Raw genomic sequence first — 18528 nt, 5'->3', positions numbered from 1 at the left:
TCAGCCGAAGCGGCCGGAGATGTAGTCCTCGGTCGCCTTCTGGTTCGGGTTGGAGAAGATCTTCTCGGTGTCGTCGATCTCGATGAGCCGGCCGGGCTTGCCGGTGGCCTCGAGGTTGAAGAACGCCGTCTGATCACTCACGCGGGCGGCCTGCTGCATGTTGTGCGTGACGATGACGATCGTGTAATCCAGCTTGAGCGTGGAGATCAGATCCTCGATCGCCAGCGTCGAGATCGGGTCGAGCGCCGAGCACGGCTCGTCCATCAGCAGCACGTCGGGCTGCACCGCGATCGCGCGGGCGATGCACAACCGCTGCTGCTGACCACCGGACAGGCCGCCGCCCGGCTTGTCGAGACGGTCCTTGACCTCGTTCCACAGGTTCGCGCCCTTGAGCGAACGCTCGCAGACCTCGTCGAGCGTCTTCTTGTTGCGCACGCCCTGCAGTTTCAGGCCGGCCACCACATTGTCGCGAATCGACATGGTGGGGAACGGATTCGGGCGCTGGAACACCATGCCGATGGTCTTACGCACGCCCACCGGGTCGACGCCTGCGCCGTAGATGTCCTCGCCGTCGAGCAGCACCGAGCCCTCGACCCGCGCACCCGGGATGACCTCGTGCATGCGGTTGAGCGTGCGGAGCACGGTCGACTTGCCGCAGCCCGATGGGCCGATGAACGCGGTCACGCTGCGCGGCTGAACCGACAGCGCGACGTCGGCGACGGCGTGGAACGACCCGTAGTAGATGTTGACGTCTTTGAGATCTAGCCGCTTGGCCATGGGTAGCTCCTAAACCTTCTTGGGGGCAAAGATTTTCGCGACGAAGCGCGCACCGACATTGAGCAGGGCGATCAGCAGGATGAGCGTCAGTGCCGCACCCCAGAGCCGATCGGTGGGGACCGGGTTGGCACCCGCACCCGCCGAGATCTGGTCGTACATCATGCCGGGCAACGAGCCCATGAAACCGCCGAACATGTCGAAGTTCATCGCCTGCGCATAGCCGACCAGAATCAGCAGCGGCGCCGTCTCACCCATCACCCGGGCCAGCGACAGCATGATGCCGGTCACGATGCCCGAGAGCGCCGTCGGGATCACGATGCGCACAATCGTCTTCCACTTCGGCACACCCAGCGCGTAGCTCGCCTCACGCAGATCCATCGGGACGATGCGCAGCATCTCCTCGGTGGCCCGCACGATCACCGGAATCATCAAGAGCACCAACGACAGTGACACCGCGAAGCCGGACCGCTCGAAACCGAGGGTCGCCACCCACAGGGCGTAGATGAACAGCGCCGCCACGATCGAGGGCACACCGGTCAGGATGTCGACCATGAACGTGGTGATCTTGCCCAGCCGCGTACCGCCGCCGTACTCGACGAGGTACACCGCCACCATGACGCCGATCGGAATCGAGATCAGCGAGCAGACGATGCCCTGCAGCAGAGTTCCGACGATCGCGTGGTACACACCGCCGCCGGGTGAGAACGCCGTCATACCGGCCTGCGAGTTGGTGAACCACACCGGTGACGTGATCGCCGCGAATCCCTTGGTGATCACCGAGTAGAGCACCCACAGCAGCGGCACGAGCGCAATCAGCACCGACACCGAGACAAGCACCGTTGCGAAGTTGTTCGTCGCCTTGCGGCGCAGGCTCACGCCTTGGAACGCAGGCGCCTTGACCGGCTGTTCGAGTGTGGAGGTCGTCATGATTTCGCGCCCCTTCCGGCGACCGCGGCGCGGGCCAGCGAGTTCACTATGAAGGTGAGGATGAACAGCACAAGACCGGCGGCAATGTAGGCGCCTGCCTTGTACTGGTCGTTGAATTCGCTTGCGGTGGCCGCGATCTTGCTCGCGAAGGTGTAACCACCGTCGAACAGCGACCAGCTGAACGCCGTCTGCGTGCCGCGCAGGATGATCAGCAGCGCGATCGTCTCACCGAGCGCACGGCCCAGGCCGAGCATGGCGCCGCTGATGTAGCCCGACATGCCGAACGGAAGGACCGTGGTGCGTACGACTTCCCAGCGCGTGGCGCCCAGCGCCAGCGCCGCCTCGATCTGACCGCGCGGTGTCTGCACGAACACCTCGCGCGTCACCGCGGTGATGATCGGAAGGATCATCACGGCGAGCACGATGCCCGCGGTGAAGATCGTGCCGCCACCGGCCACCGAGGCGTTACCCGTCTGGAACAGGAACAGCCACGACAGGTTTTCGTTGAGCCACACCGCAAACGGCTTGAGCACCGGCGCGAGTACGTACAGGCCCCACACGCCGTAGACGATCGACGGCACCGCGGCCAGCAGGTCCACCATGTAGGCCAGCGGGCCGGACAGCCGCCTCGGGGCGTACTGCGTCAGGAAGATCGCGATACCCAGCGCCACCGGCATGGCGAGGATCAGGGCGAACACCGAGACGAACACCGTCACCTGCAGCAGGTCGAGGATGCCGAAGTGCATCGCCGAGGTGTCGGTGGTGATCCAGTTGCCGCCGTAGAGGAAGAAGTTCTCCTCGTTTCGGGCGAGCGCCGGAATCGCGCGCCAGAGCAGGAACACCCCGATCGCCGCGATGAGCGCGACGATCAGGATGCCCGAGCCCTCGGCAAGCCCCTGGAAGATCCGGTCCGCGGGGCGGACCTTCGCCCCCTTGGAGGGGTTGGTGGAGATGGGTTCCGGTTCGGGGAAGGGTGAGGCGACAACCTCACCCGACCCCGCGTCAGCAGGATTCGGCGTAGTCACTGTTGTCCCGTCGGGACCTTTGTCGGTCATGTGGTCCGAAATCCATCCTCACCAGTTTCGTTATGTTTCGCTCGCCAATCAGGCGATTGCGTCGATGGAGGTCACCAGACGCTCCTTGAAGGCGTCCGGCAGCGGCACGTAGCCGGCGGCGGACAGGTTGGCCTGGCCCTCGTTGACCGCGACGGTCATGAAGGACTTCACCGCGGCGGCGGTGTCGGCGTCATAGCCCTTCGAGCACACGATGTTGTAGGTGGCCAGCACGAGCGGGTAGGCGCCCGCCTCCTTGGTGCCGTACAGCGAGTTCAGGTCGAGCACCAGATCGTTGCCCTCGGCGGCGAATGTGGCGGCGTCGATGGCCTTGGCGGCCGACTCGTCGGTCAGCTCGACCGCACCGGCGCCGCTGTCGATCTGGGCGAAGGGCAGCTGAGCCTGCTCGGCGAAGCCCTTCTCCACGTAGCCGATGGCACCCGGGGTGGCCTGCACGGCCTGCACGACACCGGACGACTTCTGGGCGCCTTCGCCTGCGCCGCCGTTGAACTCGCTGCCGTCACCCTTGGTCCACGCCTGCGGCGCGGCCGCGACGAGGTACTTCTGGAAGTTGTCGGTGGTGCCCGACGAATCCGAGCGGTAGATCGGCTTGATGTCGACGTCGGGCAGGTTGGTGCCGGCGTTGAGTGCGGCGATGGCCGGATCGTTCCACTTGGTGATCTGGCCCTGGAAGATCTTGGCGAGCAGGTCGGCGTTCAGAACGACCTTGTCGACGCCCTCGAGGTTGTAGGCCATGGCGACGGGGCCGAACACGAGCGGCAGGTGCCACGCCGGGTTGCCACCGCAGCGGTCGGCGGCGGCCTTGATCTGATCGTCCTTCAGCGCCGAGTCGGATCCAGCGAAGTCGACCTGCTTCGCGATGAACTGCTCACGGCCAGCGCCGGAGCCGGTCGGGTTGTACGACAGGTTCTTGCCCGAGCAGGCCTGTCCCCAGGCCTTGTTGAACTCCGCAATCGCATTCTGCTGAGCCGTCGAGCCCTCGGCGGTGAGCGAGTTCTTGCCACCGCACTCCGCGGAGGAGGCCGCGGCGTCCCCGTTGGTGGGCGATGAGGTGCCGGCGTTGTTGTCGCTGCCGCACGCGGTCAGCGTGAGCGCTGCGATGGCCGTCGCCGAGAGCGCCGTGCCGATACCCCTGCCGATGCTGTAGAGCTTCACTTGTCCCACTTTCAGTTGACGGCTTCAGACTCCCCGGCAACGTATTCGGCCACGGTGGACGGATCGCGGACAGAAGGTGAACGAGCGGTGAACAGGTTCAGCGATTTCACAGCTAGCCGGGTTAACCGGCGGCGTACGCGGCGTCTACGCCGAACACCTCGAAACCCAATTTTCGGTACGTGTTGACGGCGGCCGAGTTATCTGCCTCGACGTAAAGCATGACCGTCGGCTGTGAACTTGCTGTCAGACGGTCGGCAAGGTGGTGCAGGCCGATCAACGTGAGTGCCGCGCCGAGACCGCGCCCCTGCGCTTCGGGGTCGACACCGACGACGTAGACCTCGCCGACATCGGCGTCGTGCACCTTCGTCCAGTGGAAGCCCAGAAGCCGGCCGGTCTGCTCGTCGAACGCCTCGAACAGGCCTTCGGGATCGAACCACGGTTCGTTGCGGCGTTCGTCGATCTCACGCTCGGTCCACCCACCCTGCTCGGGGTGCCAGGAGAACGCGGCGTTGTTCACTCGCAGGATTTCAGCATCGTCGTCCGGCCCGGAGTAGGTGGCGATCCGCACGGCGGGAAGCTCGCGCAGCGGCGGCAGATCGACGAGCGGGCGGCGCATCTGCAGCAGCTCCCGGACGATCGACAAGCCGAGCGACGACGCCAGCGCCCGCGCCGGTTCCAGATTTCCGTGGGCCCAGATCCTGGCGCCCGCTCCCCCTTCGGCCAGCGCGGTGCGCGCCATCGCCGAGCCGATGCCGCGACGCCTGGCCTGCGGGTGCACCACCAACTCGGCCATCGCCGGATCATCCGCACCGGCCGGAGCGAGATTCAGATACCCGACCACGCGATCGTCTTCGGTGGCCAGCAGGTGCCGCGTGCGGTCGTGGCCGAGTTCCCGCAGCACCTGGTCACCGACGGGCGCGACCCCGTCGTGGGCGGCCGCCGCCGCGATGACCTCACGGATCTGCGCTTGATCGGCACCGGACAGCCCGGTGCGCCAGTCGGCGGCCGTCACTGGGTGGGGAGCAGGCCGGCCAGCGGACCGTCGACGTCGAGCGTCGAGTCGTAGGTGGCGTCGTCGAGGTCACCGTCATCGCCCTCGTCGTCGACGGAGTCCTCGGGTCCCGCGGCCGCCGGCGTGCGGCCCCGCGACGGCCGGACCGCCTTGTAGCCGACGTTGCGGACGGTGCCGATCAACGACTCGTATTCGGTGCCGAGCTTGGCGCGCAGCCGTCGGACGTGGACGTCGACGGTACGGGTGCCGCCGAAGAAGTCGTAGCCCCACACCTCCTGCAGGAGCTGGGCCCGCGTGAAGACCCGCCCGGCGTGCTGTGCGAGGTATTTCAGGAGTTCGAACTCCTTGTAGGTGAGGTCGAGCGGGCGGCCGCGAAGCCGTGCGGTGTACGTGCCCTCGTCGATGACCAGTTCACCCAACGTGATCTTGCCGACATTCTCCTGGTTGGCGCTGCCGCCGCGGCGGCCGACCAGCAGCCGCAGCCTCGCGTCGATCTCGGCAGGCCCCGTGCTGGGCAGCAGGATCTCGTCCAGACCCCATTCATGGTTGACGGCGACCAGACCGCCCTCGTTGATCACCGCGACCACCGGGACGGAGGTACCGGTGGTGCCGAGCAGGCGGCACAGGCCGCGGGCGGCCGCCAGGTCCGTGCGCGCGTCGACGATGGCGACGTCCGCACTACCGGCCTCAAGCAGGGACGACACCTCTGTCGGAGCGGTCCGAACGGTGTGGGCCAGCAGCGACAGGGAGGGCAGGACCGACTCGGGATGCGGGTCGACGGTCAATAGCAGTAGATCCAACGGGTCCTCCGGCGCGCCGGGAATCACGGCGGGAAACCACGGACGCCGGTGTCTAGTGATGTCCCAGATTCATGACTGACATGTAGCCGTTACCGGCCATTAGTCATCTAACGATAACGCCTCACCTGCTGATTAGCCGCGCCGAGCGGCTCATCCGCCGGGCGGTGGGGAACAATGTGCCGGTGCGCAAACTGCTGATCGGGGTTGTCGCAACCGTTGCCGCGCTCGTTGTGGGTGCGGTGGGCACCGATTTCGGCGCGGCCATCTACGCCGAATACCGACTGGCCCGCAACGTGCGCAGCGCCGCAGGCCTGAACTGGGACCCGGCCGTGGCGATCCTCGGCTTCCCCTTCATCACGCAGGCCCGCAACCATCAGTACAAGGAGATCGAGATTCGGGCCGGTGCCGTCGAGCATCCCGTTGTCGGCAAGGCCTCGCTCGAAGCAACCCTGCACGACATCGACATCACCGAGGCGTCGTGGCTGATCCGGCCGGATGCGCCGATGCACGTCAGCAAGGCCGAGAGCCGCATCATCATCGACTCCACCCACGTCGGTCGATTCATGGGTATCGACGACCTCCTGGTCGAGGCGCCCGCCCGCGAGACCAACGACGCGACAGGTGGCACCACCGAGTCGGGAATCTCGAGTAACAAGGGATTGGTGTTCACCGGCACCCCGAAGGCATCCGGCCTCGACGAGCGCGTCAGCGTCGCCGTGGACCTGTCGATCACCGGGCCGGACCAGACCACGCTCGTCCTGACCGCCACCGGCATCCTCACCGGGCCGGGCACCGCCGACGAGCCGGTGCCCGCCGACAAGACGGCCGCCGTGCTGGCCGAGTTCAGCAGCACGATCACGGGCCAGAAGCTGCCCTTCGGGATCGCGCCGACCAGTGCGGGTGCCCGCGGCTCCGACGTCATCATCGAGGGCATCGCCGAGGGTGTGACGATCGACCTCGAAGGGTTCAGACAGAGATGAGTTCGACGATGGTGGCGGTGATCGCGATCCTCATCGCGGTGCTGGGTCTGGGGTATGTGGTCGGCCGGTTGATGACCCTGCGCGCGGGCATGCTCAAGGCGGCCGCCGAGCCCATCGAGGTCGACACCACCGACCTCGGCCTGTCGACCACCGGACCGACCGTCGTGCACTTCAGCGCCGTCTGGTGCGGGCCATGCGCGGGGGTCCGGCGCGTGGTGAACCAGGTGTGTGCCGAACTGCCCGCGGTCGCGCACGTCGAGATCGACATGGACGCCAATCCGGCGGCGGCGCGGCGCCTTTCGGTCCTTTCGTTGCCGACGACGTTCATCTTCGACGCCGAAGGACGCCAGCGGTACCGCACCAGCGGGGTCCCCAGTGCCGCTGACCTGCGCTCGGCGCTGGAACCGCTGTTGGCTTGAGGCCCCGGTCATTGGGTAAGCTGTGGCACGTGTCAGCCCGCCTTGAGCTTGTGCTCACCAAGCGTCGCGCAGTCGATCTGTGCCGCGTTGCGGGTTGTTGCTGTTGTTGTTGCTGTTGAGCGCAGCCGCGCGTTCTGACGCGTCCGCTCGAGCCATGTGCTTCGAGGCTGCACACCACCAGACCTTCATCAACAACAGGAGTTTGTTCACATGTCATCGACATTCACCAGGTCGCCGGGTCCGACCCGGCCGGACCAGGTGGACGTGCGCGGTCCCCGCTTCACGGCTTGGGTCACCACCGGGGTGCTCGCCGGCACCCTTCTCGTGGCCGGGGTCGACGGCCCGGCCGCAGCGGTCCTGCTAGCCGCACAGGCCGTGGTGTTCGCCGTCGGCGCGGTCGCCGGTCCGCGCCGGCATCCCTACGGCAAGTTGTTCGCCGCGTTCGTGGCGCCGCGGCTCGGCCCGGTCACGGAGCGTGAGCCCGTTCCGCCGCTGAAGTTCGCCCAGTTCGTCGGCTTCGTCTTCGCCGCCGTCGGTGCAGTCGGCTTCGCGTTCGGCGTCACCGCACTGGGTCTGGTCACCACGGCGTTCGCCTTGGCTGCCGCATTTCTCAACGCGGCCTTCGGCATCTGCCTGGGTTGCCGGCTCTACCCGATCGTGGTGCGGTTACGCCGCACCCCAAGCCCCATCTGAAAACCGCCTTACCCGCTCAAAAAGCAAGCAATCGAAAGGATTTCGTACATGGCACGCTCCGACGTCCTGGTCACCACGGACTGGGCCGAGAGCAATCTCAAAGCGCCGAAGACCGTATTCGTGGAGGTCGACGAGGACACTTCCGCCTACGACACCGGCCACATCGAAGGTGCGGTGAAGCTGGACTGGAAGACCGATCTGCAGGATCCGGTCCGCCGCGACTTCGTCGACGCCCAGCAGTTCTCCAAGCTGCTCTCCGAGCGCGGCATCGCCAACGACGACACCGTGATCCTCTACGGCGGCAACAACAACTGGTTCGCGGCCTACGCCTACTGGTACTTCAAGCTGTACGGCCACAACGACGTCAAGCTGCTCGACGGTGGCCGCAAGAAGTGGGAACTCGACGCCCGCCCGCTGTCGACCGACAAGGTCGAGCGTCCGCAGACCAGCTACACCGCCAAGGACCCCGACAACAGCATCCGGGCGTTCCGCGACGAGGTGATCGCCGCGATCGGCGCCAAGAACCTGGTGGACGTGCGCTCGCCCGACGAGTTCTCCGGCAAGATCCTGGCGCCCGCGCACCTGCCGCAGGAGCAGAGCCAGCGTCCCGGGCATATCCCCGGCGCCATCAACGTTCCCTGGAGCAAGGCGGCCAACGAGGACGGCACCTTCAAGTCGGATGAGGATCTGGCCAAGATCTACGCCGACGCCGGCCTGGACGGCGAGAAGGAAACCATCGCCTACTGCCGGATCGGTGAGCGTTCCTCGCACACCTGGTTCGTGCTGCAGGAGCTGCTGGGACACAAGAACGTCAAGAACTACGACGGCAGTTGGACGGAATACGGCTCCCTCGTTGGGGCCCCGATCGAGTTGGGAAGTTGATATGTGCTCTGCACCCAAGCAAGGGCTGACGTTGCCGGCCGGCGTCGACCTGGAGAAGGAAACCGTGATCACCGGTCGTGTGGTCGACGGTTCGGGCCAGGCGGTCGGCGGCGCGTTCGTGCGTCTGCTGGACTCCAGCGACGAGTTCACCGCCGAGGTGGTGGCGTCGGCGACCGGTGACTTCCGGTTCTTCGCCGCACCGGGCACCTGGACCCTTCGCGCGCTGTCGCCCGCCGGAAACGGTGACGCGAGCGTCGCGCCGACCGGCGCCGGGATCCACGAGGTCGACGTCAAGGTCGCCTAAGTCGAGCAAGGCAAAGCCCGCGGCGTTTTCGCTGTGAAAACGCTGCGGGCTTTGCTGTAGCGGCGAATGATGGACGTATCTCCCGCGCCAACCGGGCGCCGGAGAACCTCTTCCATCAGGACCGGCAATGAAGATATCCATCGTCGGATTCGCCGCCACGACATTTGCGGTCGTTGCATTGGCAACGGCTGCTTCTGCGACGGCAGACTCCGACGAGCAATTCCTCGCCACGCTCGAAGCCGGAGGCTTCTCCTGGGCCGACGACGCGGCAGCGCAAACACTCATCGACGTCGCGCGCGGCATATGCGCGGATCTCGGAAACGGCGTTTCGGCGGCCGACGTGATCACCGAGGGAGTCAATGCCACCGGCTGGACTCCCACTCAGACCGGGTTCTTTCTCGGCGCCGCGGCCGCCGAGTATTGCCCGCAGCACTTGGAACGGGCCATAGCGGAAGCGGAGACGCTGGGCGGTTAGAATACGTGCCGTGGTGCTGTTCTTCGAGATCCTGCTTGTCGCGGCCGTCGTGGTCATCACGTGGTTCGCGTTGTACGCGGTGTACCGCCTCGTCACCGACGAGTCGTGACGTCCCCCGAGGACGGTCCTGAACTTGGCTCCGGCGATCGAGCCGTAGCCGCGGCTGCCGAACGCGCGAAAGCCACGGGCGCCCGCAACATCCCGGTGTTCGGCGATCTTCCCCTGCCCGCCGATACGGCCAATCTGCGCGACGGCGTCGGTCTCAACGACGCGCTGCTGGCGCTGCTGCCCCTGGTCGGCGTGTGGCGCGGCGAGGGCGAGGGCCGTGACGCACACGGCGATTACCGATTCGGTCAGCAGATCGTGGTGTCCCACGACGGCGGGGACTACCTGAACTGGGAAGCCCGGTCCTGGCGGTTGAACGAATCCGGCGATTACGACTCCCCCGGCCTGCGCGAGACCGGCTTCTGGCGGTTCGTGAGCGATCCCGCCGACCCGTCTGAGACCCAGGCGATCGAGCTGCTGCTCGCCCATTCGGCCGGCTACGTCGAGCTGTTCTACGGCAGGCCGCTCAACCAGTCCTCGTGGGAACTGGTGACCGATGCGCTGGCCCGCAGCAAGTCCGGTGTCCTCGTCGGCGGCGCGAAACGGCTGTACGGCATCGTCGAAGGCGGAGACCTCGGCTACGTGGAGGAACGCGTCGACGCCGACGGCGGCCTCGTGCCGCATCTGTCGGCCCGGCTGTCGAGGTTCGTCGGCTGATGCGGCGCATCTGGATGGCGGCTGCCACGCTGGCCGCCGCGGCCGCGCTGGCTTCGTGTTCGTCGGGTGAACCCGAACCGGCACCGACCTCTGATGCTCCCGCCGAGCACGGCTCCTATGCACATTGTCTGAGTGAGCACGGCGTGCCCGCACCTCCCGGCCCCGCCGCGGGCGCCCCTCCGGGCGTCGACCCGGGCATCTGGCAGCAGGCCATGCAGGCGTGCTCGACGTTGGCACCGGGCCCCAGCTAGCCACGCAGGCTCACGGAATGCCTGCCGCACCACAAGGTTTCGGCAATCCACGGTCAGCCGACCCCAGATATGGGGCGGCCCCCGAGCCGTAGTTCCTGGGTGGACAGACCGAGGGGCTCGGGGGCCGGGTGGCTGCGGGGAATTCGCCAGCGCGCGCAGGCAATTCGCCCGGCGCTGCTAGCGGGCAGCCACCTCACATGTCCATAAATCAATCAATTTGTCGGACCACCTCCTTCCCTGTGTAGAGACGAAGCTACCACCGACCCGGAAAAGGCTGCCAGCGATTTTTTCCACGCTCAGCGATCGCTGAGAATCGCGGCGTCGACGAGCCCCGCGACGTCGGCCGCCGCCGTGGCGGCAGGCAACCGCGTGCCGTCGAGAGTGTGCACGCGGGCCGCGAGGGTGATGCTCGACACCAGCCAAATACCTTGTGCAGTAAGCAGATCGCCGGGGCGCAGGGCACGGTAGTCGCAATCCAGCCCCTTGCTGCGGGCCACCTCGAACAGCGCCTGCTGGGTGGTTCCACGCAGAATCGGGTACCAGGGCGGCGGCGTCAGTAGCACCGGTTCGCCGCCCTCCTCGGTCGCGATCACGACCGTCGAGCGCGGCCCTTCGAGCAGATAGCCGTCGGAGCTGACGAATATGACATCGCCCGCACCGTGGCGTTCGGCGTGCCGCAGCGCGGCCATGTTCACCGCGTAGGACAGCGTCTTCGCGCCTGCCGCCAGCCACGGCATCTCGCTCGCACCGACCGGCAGCCCGCGGTCCAGGGTGATGGCGGCGAGCCCGTCGCGCCGGGCACCGGCCACGCGGTCGGCGAGCGCGCCGATCGTCGCGAACGCCGTGGGCGGTCCCCCGCTTTCGCGGCCCCGGCTGTACACGAGCCGCAGCACGCCTTCGCCGTCATGGTCGGCCGCCCAGCGCCGCGTGCCGAGCGCGACGGCAGCACGCCAGGCTTCCAGGTCGGGCTCCGGCAGGTCGATCATCTTGGCCGACTGGGCGAGCCTGGCCAGGTGCGCCTCCAGCAGGCATGGCCTGCCGTCGCGAACCAGCAGCGTCTCGAACACCCCGTCGCCACGCACGGCGGCCAGATCGTCGGCGTGCAGCAGCGGCAGGTTGGGATCGTGCAGTTGCCCGTCAAGGGTGACCAGCACTGCTGGTTGGCTCGCCATGGGCCCAAAGCGTAGCGCCGTAAAGTTGGAGGTATGTCAGCAGTTCCCGCGCCGGAGACGGGCCCGGACGCCGGTGCCGTGTGGCACTACGGCGATCCGCTGGGTGAGCAGCGCGCCGCCGCCGATGATGCCGTTCTCGTCGACCGATCGAACCGCGCAGTACTCACCTTGACGGGCAAGGATCGTCAGACCTGGCTGCACAGCATCTCCACACAACACGTCAGCGCACTGCCCGACGGCATGGTCACCGAGAACTTGAGCCTCGATCTGCAGGGCCGCGTCGAGGATCACTGGTTGCAGACCGAGCTCGGCGGCACGACGTATCTGGACACCGAGCCGTGGCGGGGCGAGCCGCTGCTGGCTTACCTGCGCAAGATGGTGTTCTGGGCGGACGTGCAGGTGGAGCCGGCCGATCTCGGAGTTCTGTCGCTGCTCGGGCCGGGAGTCGCCAAGGTTCCGGTGCTGAAGGCACTCGGTCTGACGACCCTGCCGGACGAGTTGACGGCGGTGGCGCTGCCCGGCGGCGGATTCGTCCGACGGCTCGCGAGCCCCGGCACCGAGTTGGACCTAGTCGTTCCAGGGGATCAGATCGAGGCTTGGCGGGCCCGGCTGACCGAAGCCGGCGTCAGATCGGCAGGCGTCTGGGCGTACGAGGCGCACCGGGTCGCGGCGCGCCGGCCGCGGCTCGGACTGGACACCGACGAGCGCACCATCCCGCACGAGGTCGGCTGGATCGGCACGGCCGTCCACCTGGACAAAGGCTGCTACCGCGGCCAGGAGACCGTCGCCCGCGTGCACAACCTGGGCAAGCCACCCCGGATGCTGGTGCTGCTGCAGTTGGACGGCGCCTCAGAACGGCCCGCGACCGGCGATCCGGTGCTCGCCGGCGGCCGCACGGTCGGACGGCTCGGCACAGTCGTCGATCACGTCGACGACGGACCGATCGCCCTGGCACTGCTCAAACGAGGCCTGCCTGCCGACACCGCATTGGTCACGGGCGGTGCCGTCGAGGTTTCGGCGGCCATCGATCCCGATTCCATGCCCCCGCCGGACACCGCGGGTGCCGGCCGGGTCGCCGTGGAGCGCCTGCGCGGCCGATAGGCGGCAGTTGGCCGCGCCGCGACTCGCGGGCGCGTAAACTCACCCGGTCACCAGGCACGTGACGACGGTCACTGCGGAAGTCGACCGCCGATGCCCGCCGACCACGGCAATCCTGGTGATAGTCATGCCGCCGCGCAACGGGGCGCGGTGACAGGGCACATAGCCGATCGCCGCCGCCTACCTTGGGGCAGGGCCTGCCAGCACTTCGCGGGCGGGCACGGTAAAGTGTTGGCAGGACAATAAAGACACACAGATCGGAGCCGCCTAGTAATTGGGCCGCTCCGTTATTGCGCGAGGGGGTCCCCCCATGGGCCGCGGCCGGGCTAAGGCAAAGCAGACCAAGGTTGCACGTGAGCTCAAATACAGCTCACCGCAGACCGATTTCTCTCAGCTCCAGCGTGAGCTGTCGGGAGCTCCCGACGCCGATGATGTCAACGGCGCCGACGACGACTGGGCGAGCGAGGACGACTGGCGGCGCTGAGCCGACCAGTCTCCCCGCACCCCATTTCTCCTAGAACCGCGGGTGCTGGCCGACCAGCAGGGCGCGCACACTGTCCTTGCCGCCCTTCTTGACCGTGCCCAGCGTCCAGCAGTTCAGGTGCCGAGCGGTCAAGATGGCCAGCGCGCGGTCCGTGTCCTCGGGCGCGACGACGGCCACCATGCCGACACCCATGTTGAACGTCTTCTCCATCTCCGCGCGTTCGATACGTCCGCGCTGAGCGATCATCTGGAAGACGGGCGCCGGGGTCCACGTGCCACGATCGAGTTCTGCGGTGAGCCCGTGCGGGATGACGCGTTCGAGGTTGCCCGCAAGACCACCGCCGGTGACGTGGCAGAACGTCCGGACCTGGGTTTCGGCGGCCAGCGCCAGGCAGTCCTTGGCGTAGATCAGCGTGGGCTCCAGCAGCTCTTCGCCGAGCGTGCGGCCGAACTCCTCGACGTGCCCGGCGAGGTTCATCCGGTCGATCTCCAGCAGCACCTTGCGGGCCAGCGAATAGCCGTTGGAGTGCAGCCCGGAGGACGCCATGGCGATGATCACGTCACCCGGTTTGACGCGGTCCGGCCCGAGCACGTCGTCGGCTTCGACGACGCCGACACCGGTCGCGGAGATGTCGTAGTGGTCGGGCTCCATGAGCCCCGGGTGCTCGGCGGTCTCGCCGCCCAGCAACGCACAGCCGGCCCGAACACAGCCTTCGGCGATGCCGGAGACGATCGCACTGACGCGCTCCGGGACGGTACGCCCGACGGCGATGTAGTCCTGCAGGAACAGCGGCTCGGCACCGCACACCACGAGGTCGTCGACCACCATCGCGACCAGGTCGAGCCCGACGGTGTCGTGCTTGTCCATGGCCTGGGCCACCGCCAGCTTGGTGCCCACGCCGTCGGTCGACGAAGCCAGGACGGGCTCACGGTAGCCGCCGCGTAAGGCGAAGAGGCCGGCAAACCCGCCAAGGCCGCCGCGCACCTCGGGACGGGTCGCTTTCGCGGCGAGTGGTTTGAAGAGTTCGACGGCGCGGTCGCCTGCTTCGATGTCTACCCCGGCCGATGCATAAGAAATGCCGTGTTGTTCGGCGCGCTCGTTCATCGCCTGCAAGGCTACCTCTCCCCTTCCCGGCCGACGTCGCTCACCGTCGGGTTGCGGAGCCGGTTTGCCCGGCCACCGAAACGGTCATCCGTGCCTGGTGCCCGCTGAAACTCTCCGTTGTCTGGTCACCGGCGCCACCGGCTACATCGGGGGTCGGCTCGTTCCCGAATTGCTCGAGGCCGGTCATGCCGTCCGGGCGATGGCCCGCACCCCCGCCAAGCTCGACGATGCCACGTGGCGCGACCGCGTCGAGGTGGTCCGCGGGGATCTCACCGAACCGGACTCGCTGACCACCGCGTTCGACGGGATGGACGTCGTGTACTACCTCGTGCACTCGATGGGCACGTCCAAGGACTTCGTCGCCGACGAGAAGCGGTCGGCGCGCAACGTGGTCGAGGCTGCCCGCACCGCCGGTGTCGGGCGCCTGGTCTATCTCGGTGGGCTGCACCCGCACGGCGCCGAGCTCTCCCGCCACCTCGAGTCACGTGTCGAGGTCGGCAGCATCCTGCTGGCCTCCGGTATCGAGACCGTCGTGCTGCAGGCGGGCATCGTCGTCGGCTCGGGTTCGGCGTCGTTCGAGATGATCCGCCACCTCACCGACCGACTGCCGGCGATGACGGCGCCGAAGTGGGTGCACAACAGGATCCAGCCGATCGCCGTGGACGATGTGCTGCACTACCTCACCGCGGCGGCCGCCGCATCGGTACCGCGCTCGCGGACCTGGGACGTCGGCGGACCCGACGTGATGGAGTACGGCGAGGCGATGCAGGTGTACGCCGACGTCGCCGGTCTGAGCAGGCGGTTGATCGTGGTGCTGCCGTTTCTCACCCCGGCGATCGCGAGCTGGTGGGTCGGGTTGGTGACGCCCATACCGTCCGGGCTCGCGCGGCCGCTCGTCGAATCGCTGGAATGTGACGCGGTCATGGGTGAACACGACATCGACGACGTGATCGCGCCGCCGTCCGGCGGGCTGACCGGTTACCGCGATGCGGTGACGCAGGCGCTGCGGAGCGACGGCACCGCGGCCGATTCCGGCCGTCGACGCCTGTTGCGGTTCAGTTCGACTGCACCGCAATGAGTTTCGCTACGGGCGACGCAATGCCGACGCGTTGTCGTTGTCGGCCTGAACCGGGATGCCGCTGCGCGCGGCGCTGGCCAGCATGTGCTCGATGACGTTCTTGCCCAGCGCGTTCTCGCCCGGCAGTTCGATCGGGTAGTTGCCGTCGAAGCACGCCGAGCACAGCCGCGTGGCCGGCTGCTCGGTGGCCGCGATCATGCCCTGCTGCGAGATGTAGCCGAGGGTGTCGGCGCCGATGGCGTGCCGCACGGCCTCCAGCATCTCGCCCTCGTGCTCCTGGGGCGCGGCGTTGGCGATCAGCTCGGCCGGGGTGGCGAAGTCGATGCCGTAGAAGCACGGCCATTTGACGGGCGGTGACGCGATCCGGACGTGCACCTCGACGGCGCCCGCCTCGCGCAACATCCGGATCAGCGCACGCTGGGTGTTGCCGCGCACGATCGAATCGTCCACCACGATGAGCCGCTTGCCGCGGATCACCTCTCTGAGCGGGTTGAGCTTGAGCCGGATGCCGAGCTGGCGGATGGTCTGCGACGGCTGGATGAAAGTGCGCCCCACGTAGGCGTTCTTCATCAGGCCCTGCCCGAACGGGATGCCGGACTCCTGCGCGTATCCGACCGCGGCCGGGGTGCCCGATTCCGGGACCCCGATCACCAGGTCGGCGTCGATCGGGTGTTCGCGCGCCAGGCGCCTGCCGATGTCGACGCGGGTGGCGTGCACCGAGCGGCCGACGAGAGTGCTGTCGGGCCGGGCCAGGTAGACGTACTCGAAGACGCAGCCCTTCGGCTCGGGGTTGGCGAAGCGCGTGGAGCGGACGCCGTCGGCGTCGATCGCGAGCAGCTCACCGGGCTCGATGTCGCGGACGAACGACGCGCCGACGATGTCGAGCGCCGCGGTCTCGGATGCGACCACCCAGCCGCGGTCCAGGCGGCCGAGCGACAGCGGCCGCACGCCGTGCGGGTCACGGGCCGCGTACAGCGTGTTCTCGTCCATGAAGGTCAGGCAGAACGCGCCGCGCACCGTCGGCAGCAGTTCGAGGGCGGCCTGCTCGAGGGTGGCGTCGGCAGCGCCGTGGGCCAGCAACGCGCCCAGGATGTCGGAGTCGGTGGTCGCGGCAGGCGCGCCCTTCATATCGATCAGCCCGGCGTCGCGGGCCCGTGCGGCCAGCTCGGCGGTGTTCACGAGGTTGCCGTTGTGGCCGAGCGCGACGCCCGTGCCTGCGGCGGTGTTGCGGAACACCGGCTGCGCGTTTTCCCAGGTCGTAGAGCCGGTCGTGGAGTAGCGGCAGTGCCCGACGGCGACGTGGCCGGGCATGGCGGCCAAGGTCTGCTCGTCGAACACCTGGCTGACCAGGCCGAGGTCTTTGAACACCAGCACCTGTGCGCCGTCGGCGACCGCGATGCCTGCGGCTTCCTGCCCGCGGTGTTGCAGTGCGTACAGGCCGTAGTAGGTGAGCTTGGCGACTTCCTCACCCGGCGCCCAGACCCCGAATACGCCGCATTCTTCACGTGGTTCGTTTTCGTCGAGCTGGTGACCAGTCACGATAGGGCTGCTCCCGGGGCGGCGGTTGGTGACATAACCGAGTCTACGGTCAAGGTACGGCTACGACGGAATCGAACGCCCCGTCGCTGCCGAACTTTTGCAACAACCGACAGCGTCATCTCATTTCCGGCGGTAGGGCTGGCCGTACCACGATCCGGCGGGATAACCCCATCGACTCAACACATTCGGCGCGGCAACGATGACGTGGTGACGCGCCAACTCTCGGAGAAACCGACCACCGAACCCCTCGAATCCACCCCGACCGCACCGTGGGGCAGCGTGACGAAGATCGCATTCCGGTTCTGCTTCGTCTACTTCGGGCTGTTCTGTCTACTGTTCGCACAGATCTTGTTCGTGTTCACCGGGATCATCGGCCAGTGGCTGCCCGAGCAGGCGGTGATGGGGCAGATGCTGCTGGCCGACCCGGTGCTCTGCTGGGTGGGCCGCACGGTCTTCGGCGTCGACGCCGAGCTCCGGCGCGATTCGGGCAGCGGCGATCAGGCCGCGATCTGGATTTTCGTGTTCTGTCTGCTGGTGGTCGCGGTGGTCGCGACCGCGGTCTGGTCGGTGGCCGACCGGCGGCGGGCCGAGTACTCGCGGCTGTGGGCGTGGTTCTTGACGGGTCTGCGCCTGTGCGTGGCCGGGCAGATGCTGTTCTACGGGTTTGCGAAACTGATCCCCACGCAGATGCCGGCCCCGCCGCTGGCCGCACTGCTGCGCCCGTACGGCGACTTCAGTCCGGCGTCGGTGCTGTGGTTGCAGGTCGGCACGTCCTACCCGTACGAGATCATGCTCGGCGCGGTCGAGGTGCTCGCCGGCCTGCTGTTGTTCCTGCCGCGCACCGCGACGCTCGGCGCGCTTCTCGGCCTGGCGAGCATGGTGCAGGTGTTCCTGCTGAACATGACGTTCGACGTGCCGGTCAAGATCTTGTCCGGGCATCTGCTGTTGATGAGCCTCGTACTACTCACTCCGCAGGTCAGGCGTCTGGCGAATATCCTTGTGCTGCAACGTCCGTCGGATCCGGCGAGCCAGCCCGAGCTGTTCACCGACGCGCGTGCGAACACGAGGTCGGCCCGCGTACAGGCGCTGCTGGGCGTCTGGGCACTGATCGGCTGCGCCTGGATCAGCTGGCAGGCGTGGGGTGAGTATGGCGGCGGCCGGGTGAAACCCGAATTGTACGGCATCTGGGCGGTACGCGAATTCCAGGTCGACGGCACCGATCTGCCGCCGCTGACCACCGATGAAACGCGATGGCAGCGGTTGGTTTTCGACGAGCCCGGGGTGGTCAGCTATCAACGGATGAACGGCGAGCTCGTACCGGCGCAGGCCGAGATGACCGATGGCAGAATCGCCCTGTCGGCCCCCGACGGATCCGCGCTGGCCGATTTCACGGTGTCCCGTCCGGATCCGCAGCGGCTGGAGCTTGCGGGCCAACTCGACGGTCGTGCGGTGCGGATCGCGCTGGAGCAGGTCGACCTCAACCAGTTCACCCTTCGCAGCAGGGGCTTTCACTGGGTGCAGGATTATCCGTACTTCCGCTGAG

Annotated in this window: 22 protein-coding genes; 13 read left to right on the top strand and 9 right to left on the bottom strand. The window is 67.4% G+C overall.

The window, feature by feature from the left end:
* The 6 genes from pstB to ACOI2T_RS04895 all read right to left on the bottom strand — a co-directional run bounded on the left by pstB (position 1) and on the right by ACOI2T_RS04895 (position 5744).
* Positions 1–777, bottom strand: a complete 777-nt coding sequence (pstB, locus tag ACOI2T_RS04920) for a phosphate ABC transporter ATP-binding protein PstB (RefSeq protein WP_067846486.1) — start codon at positions 775–777, stop codon at positions 1–3.
* Positions 778–786: 9 nt separating this feature from the next.
* Entirely contained in the window at positions 787–1704 is a 918-nt protein-coding gene (gene pstA, locus ACOI2T_RS04915; protein ID WP_409503855.1) for a phosphate ABC transporter permease PstA, read from the bottom strand.
* Positions 1701–2759: a phosphate ABC transporter permease subunit PstC gene (pstC, locus tag ACOI2T_RS04910; RefSeq protein ID WP_409503856.1), complete on the bottom strand. Its 1059-nt coding sequence runs from the start codon at positions 2757–2759 to the stop codon at positions 1701–1703. Before pstC ends, pstA begins: the two co-directional genes overlap by 4 nt.
* A gap of 48 nt (positions 2760–2807) precedes the next feature.
* Complete coding sequence (pstS, locus tag ACOI2T_RS04905) at positions 2808–3932, bottom strand: phosphate ABC transporter substrate-binding protein PstS (protein ID WP_409503857.1); 1125 nt, start codon at positions 3930–3932, stop codon at positions 2808–2810.
* A 121-nt stretch (positions 3933–4053) separates the two neighbouring features.
* A complete protein-coding gene (mshD, locus tag ACOI2T_RS04900) occupies positions 4054–4944 on the bottom strand; it encodes a mycothiol synthase (protein WP_409503858.1) in 891 nt (296 codons plus the stop codon).
* Positions 4941–5744, bottom strand: coding sequence for a winged helix-turn-helix transcriptional regulator (locus tag ACOI2T_RS04895; protein ID WP_421877224.1), 804 nt, complete (start codon positions 5742–5744; stop codon positions 4941–4943). The genes mshD and ACOI2T_RS04895 overlap by 4 nt, the downstream gene beginning before the upstream one ends.
* A 164-nt stretch (positions 5745–5908) precedes the next feature.
* Between ACOI2T_RS04895 and lmeA the strand changes: the two genes are divergently transcribed.
* The 9 genes from lmeA (at position 5909) to ACOI2T_RS04850 (ending at position 10510) form a co-directional block, all read left to right on the top strand.
* Complete coding sequence (lmeA, locus tag ACOI2T_RS04890) at positions 5909–6724, top strand: mannan chain length control protein LmeA (RefSeq protein ID WP_067846500.1); 816 nt, start codon at positions 5909–5911, stop codon at positions 6722–6724.
* Positions 6721–7143, top strand: coding sequence for a thioredoxin family protein (locus tag ACOI2T_RS04885; RefSeq protein WP_067846503.1), 423 nt, complete (start codon positions 6721–6723; stop codon positions 7141–7143). Before lmeA ends, ACOI2T_RS04885 begins: the two co-directional genes overlap by 4 nt.
* A 29-nt stretch (positions 7144–7172) precedes the next feature.
* Positions 7173–7262 (top strand): Ms5788A family Cys-rich leader peptide, encoded by a 90-nt coding sequence (locus ACOI2T_RS04880; protein WP_350222965.1) that lies wholly within the window; start codon positions 7173–7175, stop codon positions 7260–7262.
* 91 nt (positions 7263–7353) lie between these two features.
* Positions 7354–7836: a DUF4395 domain-containing protein gene (locus tag ACOI2T_RS04875; protein WP_409503859.1), complete on the top strand. Its 483-nt coding sequence runs from the start codon at positions 7354–7356 to the stop codon at positions 7834–7836.
* A gap of 48 nt (positions 7837–7884) precedes the next feature.
* Positions 7885–8718 carry a sulfurtransferase gene (locus ACOI2T_RS04870; protein WP_067846509.1) on the top strand — a complete coding sequence of 278 codons (834 nt, stop codon included), beginning with the start codon at positions 7885–7887 and terminating at the stop codon, positions 8716–8718.
* 1 nt (position 8719) lies between these two features.
* Positions 8720–9022, top strand: a complete 303-nt coding sequence (locus ACOI2T_RS04865; protein WP_003884652.1) for a DUF1416 domain-containing protein — start codon at positions 8720–8722, stop codon at positions 9020–9022.
* Between the two features lie 127 nt (positions 9023–9149).
* Positions 9150–9497: a DUF732 domain-containing protein gene (locus tag ACOI2T_RS04860; RefSeq protein ID WP_409503860.1), complete on the top strand. Its 348-nt coding sequence runs from the start codon at positions 9150–9152 to the stop codon at positions 9495–9497.
* A gap of 105 nt (positions 9498–9602) precedes the next feature.
* Positions 9603–10259, top strand: a complete 657-nt coding sequence (locus tag ACOI2T_RS04855; RefSeq protein WP_067846512.1) for a heme-binding beta-barrel domain-containing protein — start codon at positions 9603–9605, stop codon at positions 10257–10259.
* Positions 10259–10510, top strand: coding sequence for a hypothetical protein (locus tag ACOI2T_RS04850; protein ID WP_409503861.1), 252 nt, complete (start codon positions 10259–10261; stop codon positions 10508–10510). Before ACOI2T_RS04855 ends, ACOI2T_RS04850 begins: the two co-directional genes overlap by 1 nt.
* Positions 10511–10806: 296 nt before the next feature.
* Here the strand turns inward: ACOI2T_RS04850 and ACOI2T_RS04845 are convergent, their stop codons facing one another.
* Positions 10807–11682 (bottom strand): aminodeoxychorismate lyase, encoded by an 876-nt coding sequence (locus ACOI2T_RS04845; protein WP_409503862.1) that lies wholly within the window; start codon positions 11680–11682, stop codon positions 10807–10809.
* Between the two features lie 33 nt (positions 11683–11715).
* Between ACOI2T_RS04845 and ygfZ the strand changes: the two genes are divergently transcribed.
* Both ygfZ and ACOI2T_RS04835 read left to right on the top strand, forming a co-directional pair.
* On the top strand, positions 11716–12783 hold the full coding sequence (gene ygfZ / locus ACOI2T_RS04840; RefSeq protein ID WP_409503863.1) for a CAF17-like 4Fe-4S cluster assembly/insertion protein YgfZ: 1068 nt from the start codon (positions 11716–11718) through the stop codon (positions 12781–12783).
* A 307-nt stretch (positions 12784–13090) separates the two neighbouring features.
* Positions 13091–13264, top strand: a complete 174-nt coding sequence (locus tag ACOI2T_RS04835) for a DUF3073 domain-containing protein (RefSeq protein WP_084356514.1) — start codon at positions 13091–13093, stop codon at positions 13262–13264.
* A 30-nt stretch (positions 13265–13294) separates the two neighbouring features.
* Here the strand turns inward: ACOI2T_RS04835 and purM are convergent, their stop codons facing one another.
* Entirely contained in the window at positions 13295–14368 is a 1074-nt protein-coding gene (gene purM / locus ACOI2T_RS04830; RefSeq protein WP_409503864.1) for a phosphoribosylformylglycinamidine cyclo-ligase, read from the bottom strand.
* 97 nt (positions 14369–14465) lie between these two features.
* On the opposite strand from purM, the gene ACOI2T_RS04825 reads away from it, so the two are divergent.
* Entirely contained in the window at positions 14466–15446 is a 981-nt protein-coding gene (locus ACOI2T_RS04825; protein WP_409503865.1) for an NAD(P)H-binding protein, read from the top strand.
* 6 nt (positions 15447–15452) lie between these two features.
* Here the strand turns inward: ACOI2T_RS04825 and purF are convergent, their stop codons facing one another.
* A complete protein-coding gene (gene purF, locus ACOI2T_RS04820) occupies positions 15453–16985 on the bottom strand; it encodes an amidophosphoribosyltransferase (protein WP_409503866.1) in 1533 nt (510 codons plus the stop codon).
* A 207-nt stretch (positions 16986–17192) separates the two neighbouring features.
* Here purF and ACOI2T_RS04815 point away from each other — a divergent pair, with 207 nt between their 5' ends.
* The gene (locus ACOI2T_RS04815; RefSeq protein ID WP_409503867.1) at positions 17193–18527 is read left to right on the top strand and encodes a DoxX family protein; all 1335 of its coding nucleotides are present in this window, start codon (positions 17193–17195) and stop codon (positions 18525–18527) included.
* Position 18528: the final 1 nt, after the last annotated feature.

The sequence above is a fragment of the Mycolicibacterium wolinskyi str. Jessa 2025 genome (genome assembly GCF_049241375.1).
In the GTDB taxonomy this organism is placed as follows: Bacteria; Actinomycetota; Actinomycetes; order Mycobacteriales; family Mycobacteriaceae; genus Mycobacterium; species Mycobacterium wolinskyi.
Note: the sequence above shows the minus strand (reverse complement) of the source record. Positions and strands in the feature narration are given on the sequence as shown.

Coding starts and splice junctions, on each gene's coding strand:
- pstB (WP_067846486.1), bottom strand. CDS start 777: ATGGCCAAGCGGCTAGATCTCAAAGACGTCAACATCTACTACGGGTCG.
- pstA (WP_409503855.1), bottom strand. CDS start 1,704: ATGACGACCTCCACACTCGAACAGCCGGTCAAGGCGCCTGCGTTCCAA.
- pstC (WP_409503856.1), bottom strand. CDS start 2,759: ATGACCGACAAAGGTCCCGACGGGACAACAGTGACTACGCCGAATCCT.
- ACOI2T_RS04885 (WP_067846503.1), top strand. CDS start 6,721: ATGAGTTCGACGATGGTGGCGGTGATCGCGATCCTCATCGCGGTGCTG.
- ACOI2T_RS04875 (WP_409503859.1), top strand. CDS start 7,354: ATGTCATCGACATTCACCAGGTCGCCGGGTCCGACCCGGCCGGACCAG.
- ACOI2T_RS04870 (WP_067846509.1), top strand. CDS start 7,885: ATGGCACGCTCCGACGTCCTGGTCACCACGGACTGGGCCGAGAGCAAT.
- ACOI2T_RS04865 (WP_003884652.1), top strand. CDS start 8,720: ATGTGCTCTGCACCCAAGCAAGGGCTGACGTTGCCGGCCGGCGTCGAC.
- ACOI2T_RS04860 (WP_409503860.1), top strand. CDS start 9,150: ATGAAGATATCCATCGTCGGATTCGCCGCCACGACATTTGCGGTCGTT.
- ACOI2T_RS04850 (WP_409503861.1), top strand. CDS start 10,259: ATGCGGCGCATCTGGATGGCGGCTGCCACGCTGGCCGCCGCGGCCGCG.
- ACOI2T_RS04845 (WP_409503862.1), bottom strand. CDS start 11,682: ATGGCGAGCCAACCAGCAGTGCTGGTCACCCTTGACGGGCAACTGCAC.
- ygfZ (WP_409503863.1), top strand. CDS start 11,716: ATGTCAGCAGTTCCCGCGCCGGAGACGGGCCCGGACGCCGGTGCCGTG.
- ACOI2T_RS04835 (WP_084356514.1), top strand. CDS start 13,091: ATGGGCCGCGGCCGGGCTAAGGCAAAGCAGACCAAGGTTGCACGTGAG.
- purM (WP_409503864.1), bottom strand. CDS start 14,368: ATGAACGAGCGCGCCGAACAACACGGCATTTCTTATGCATCGGCCGGG.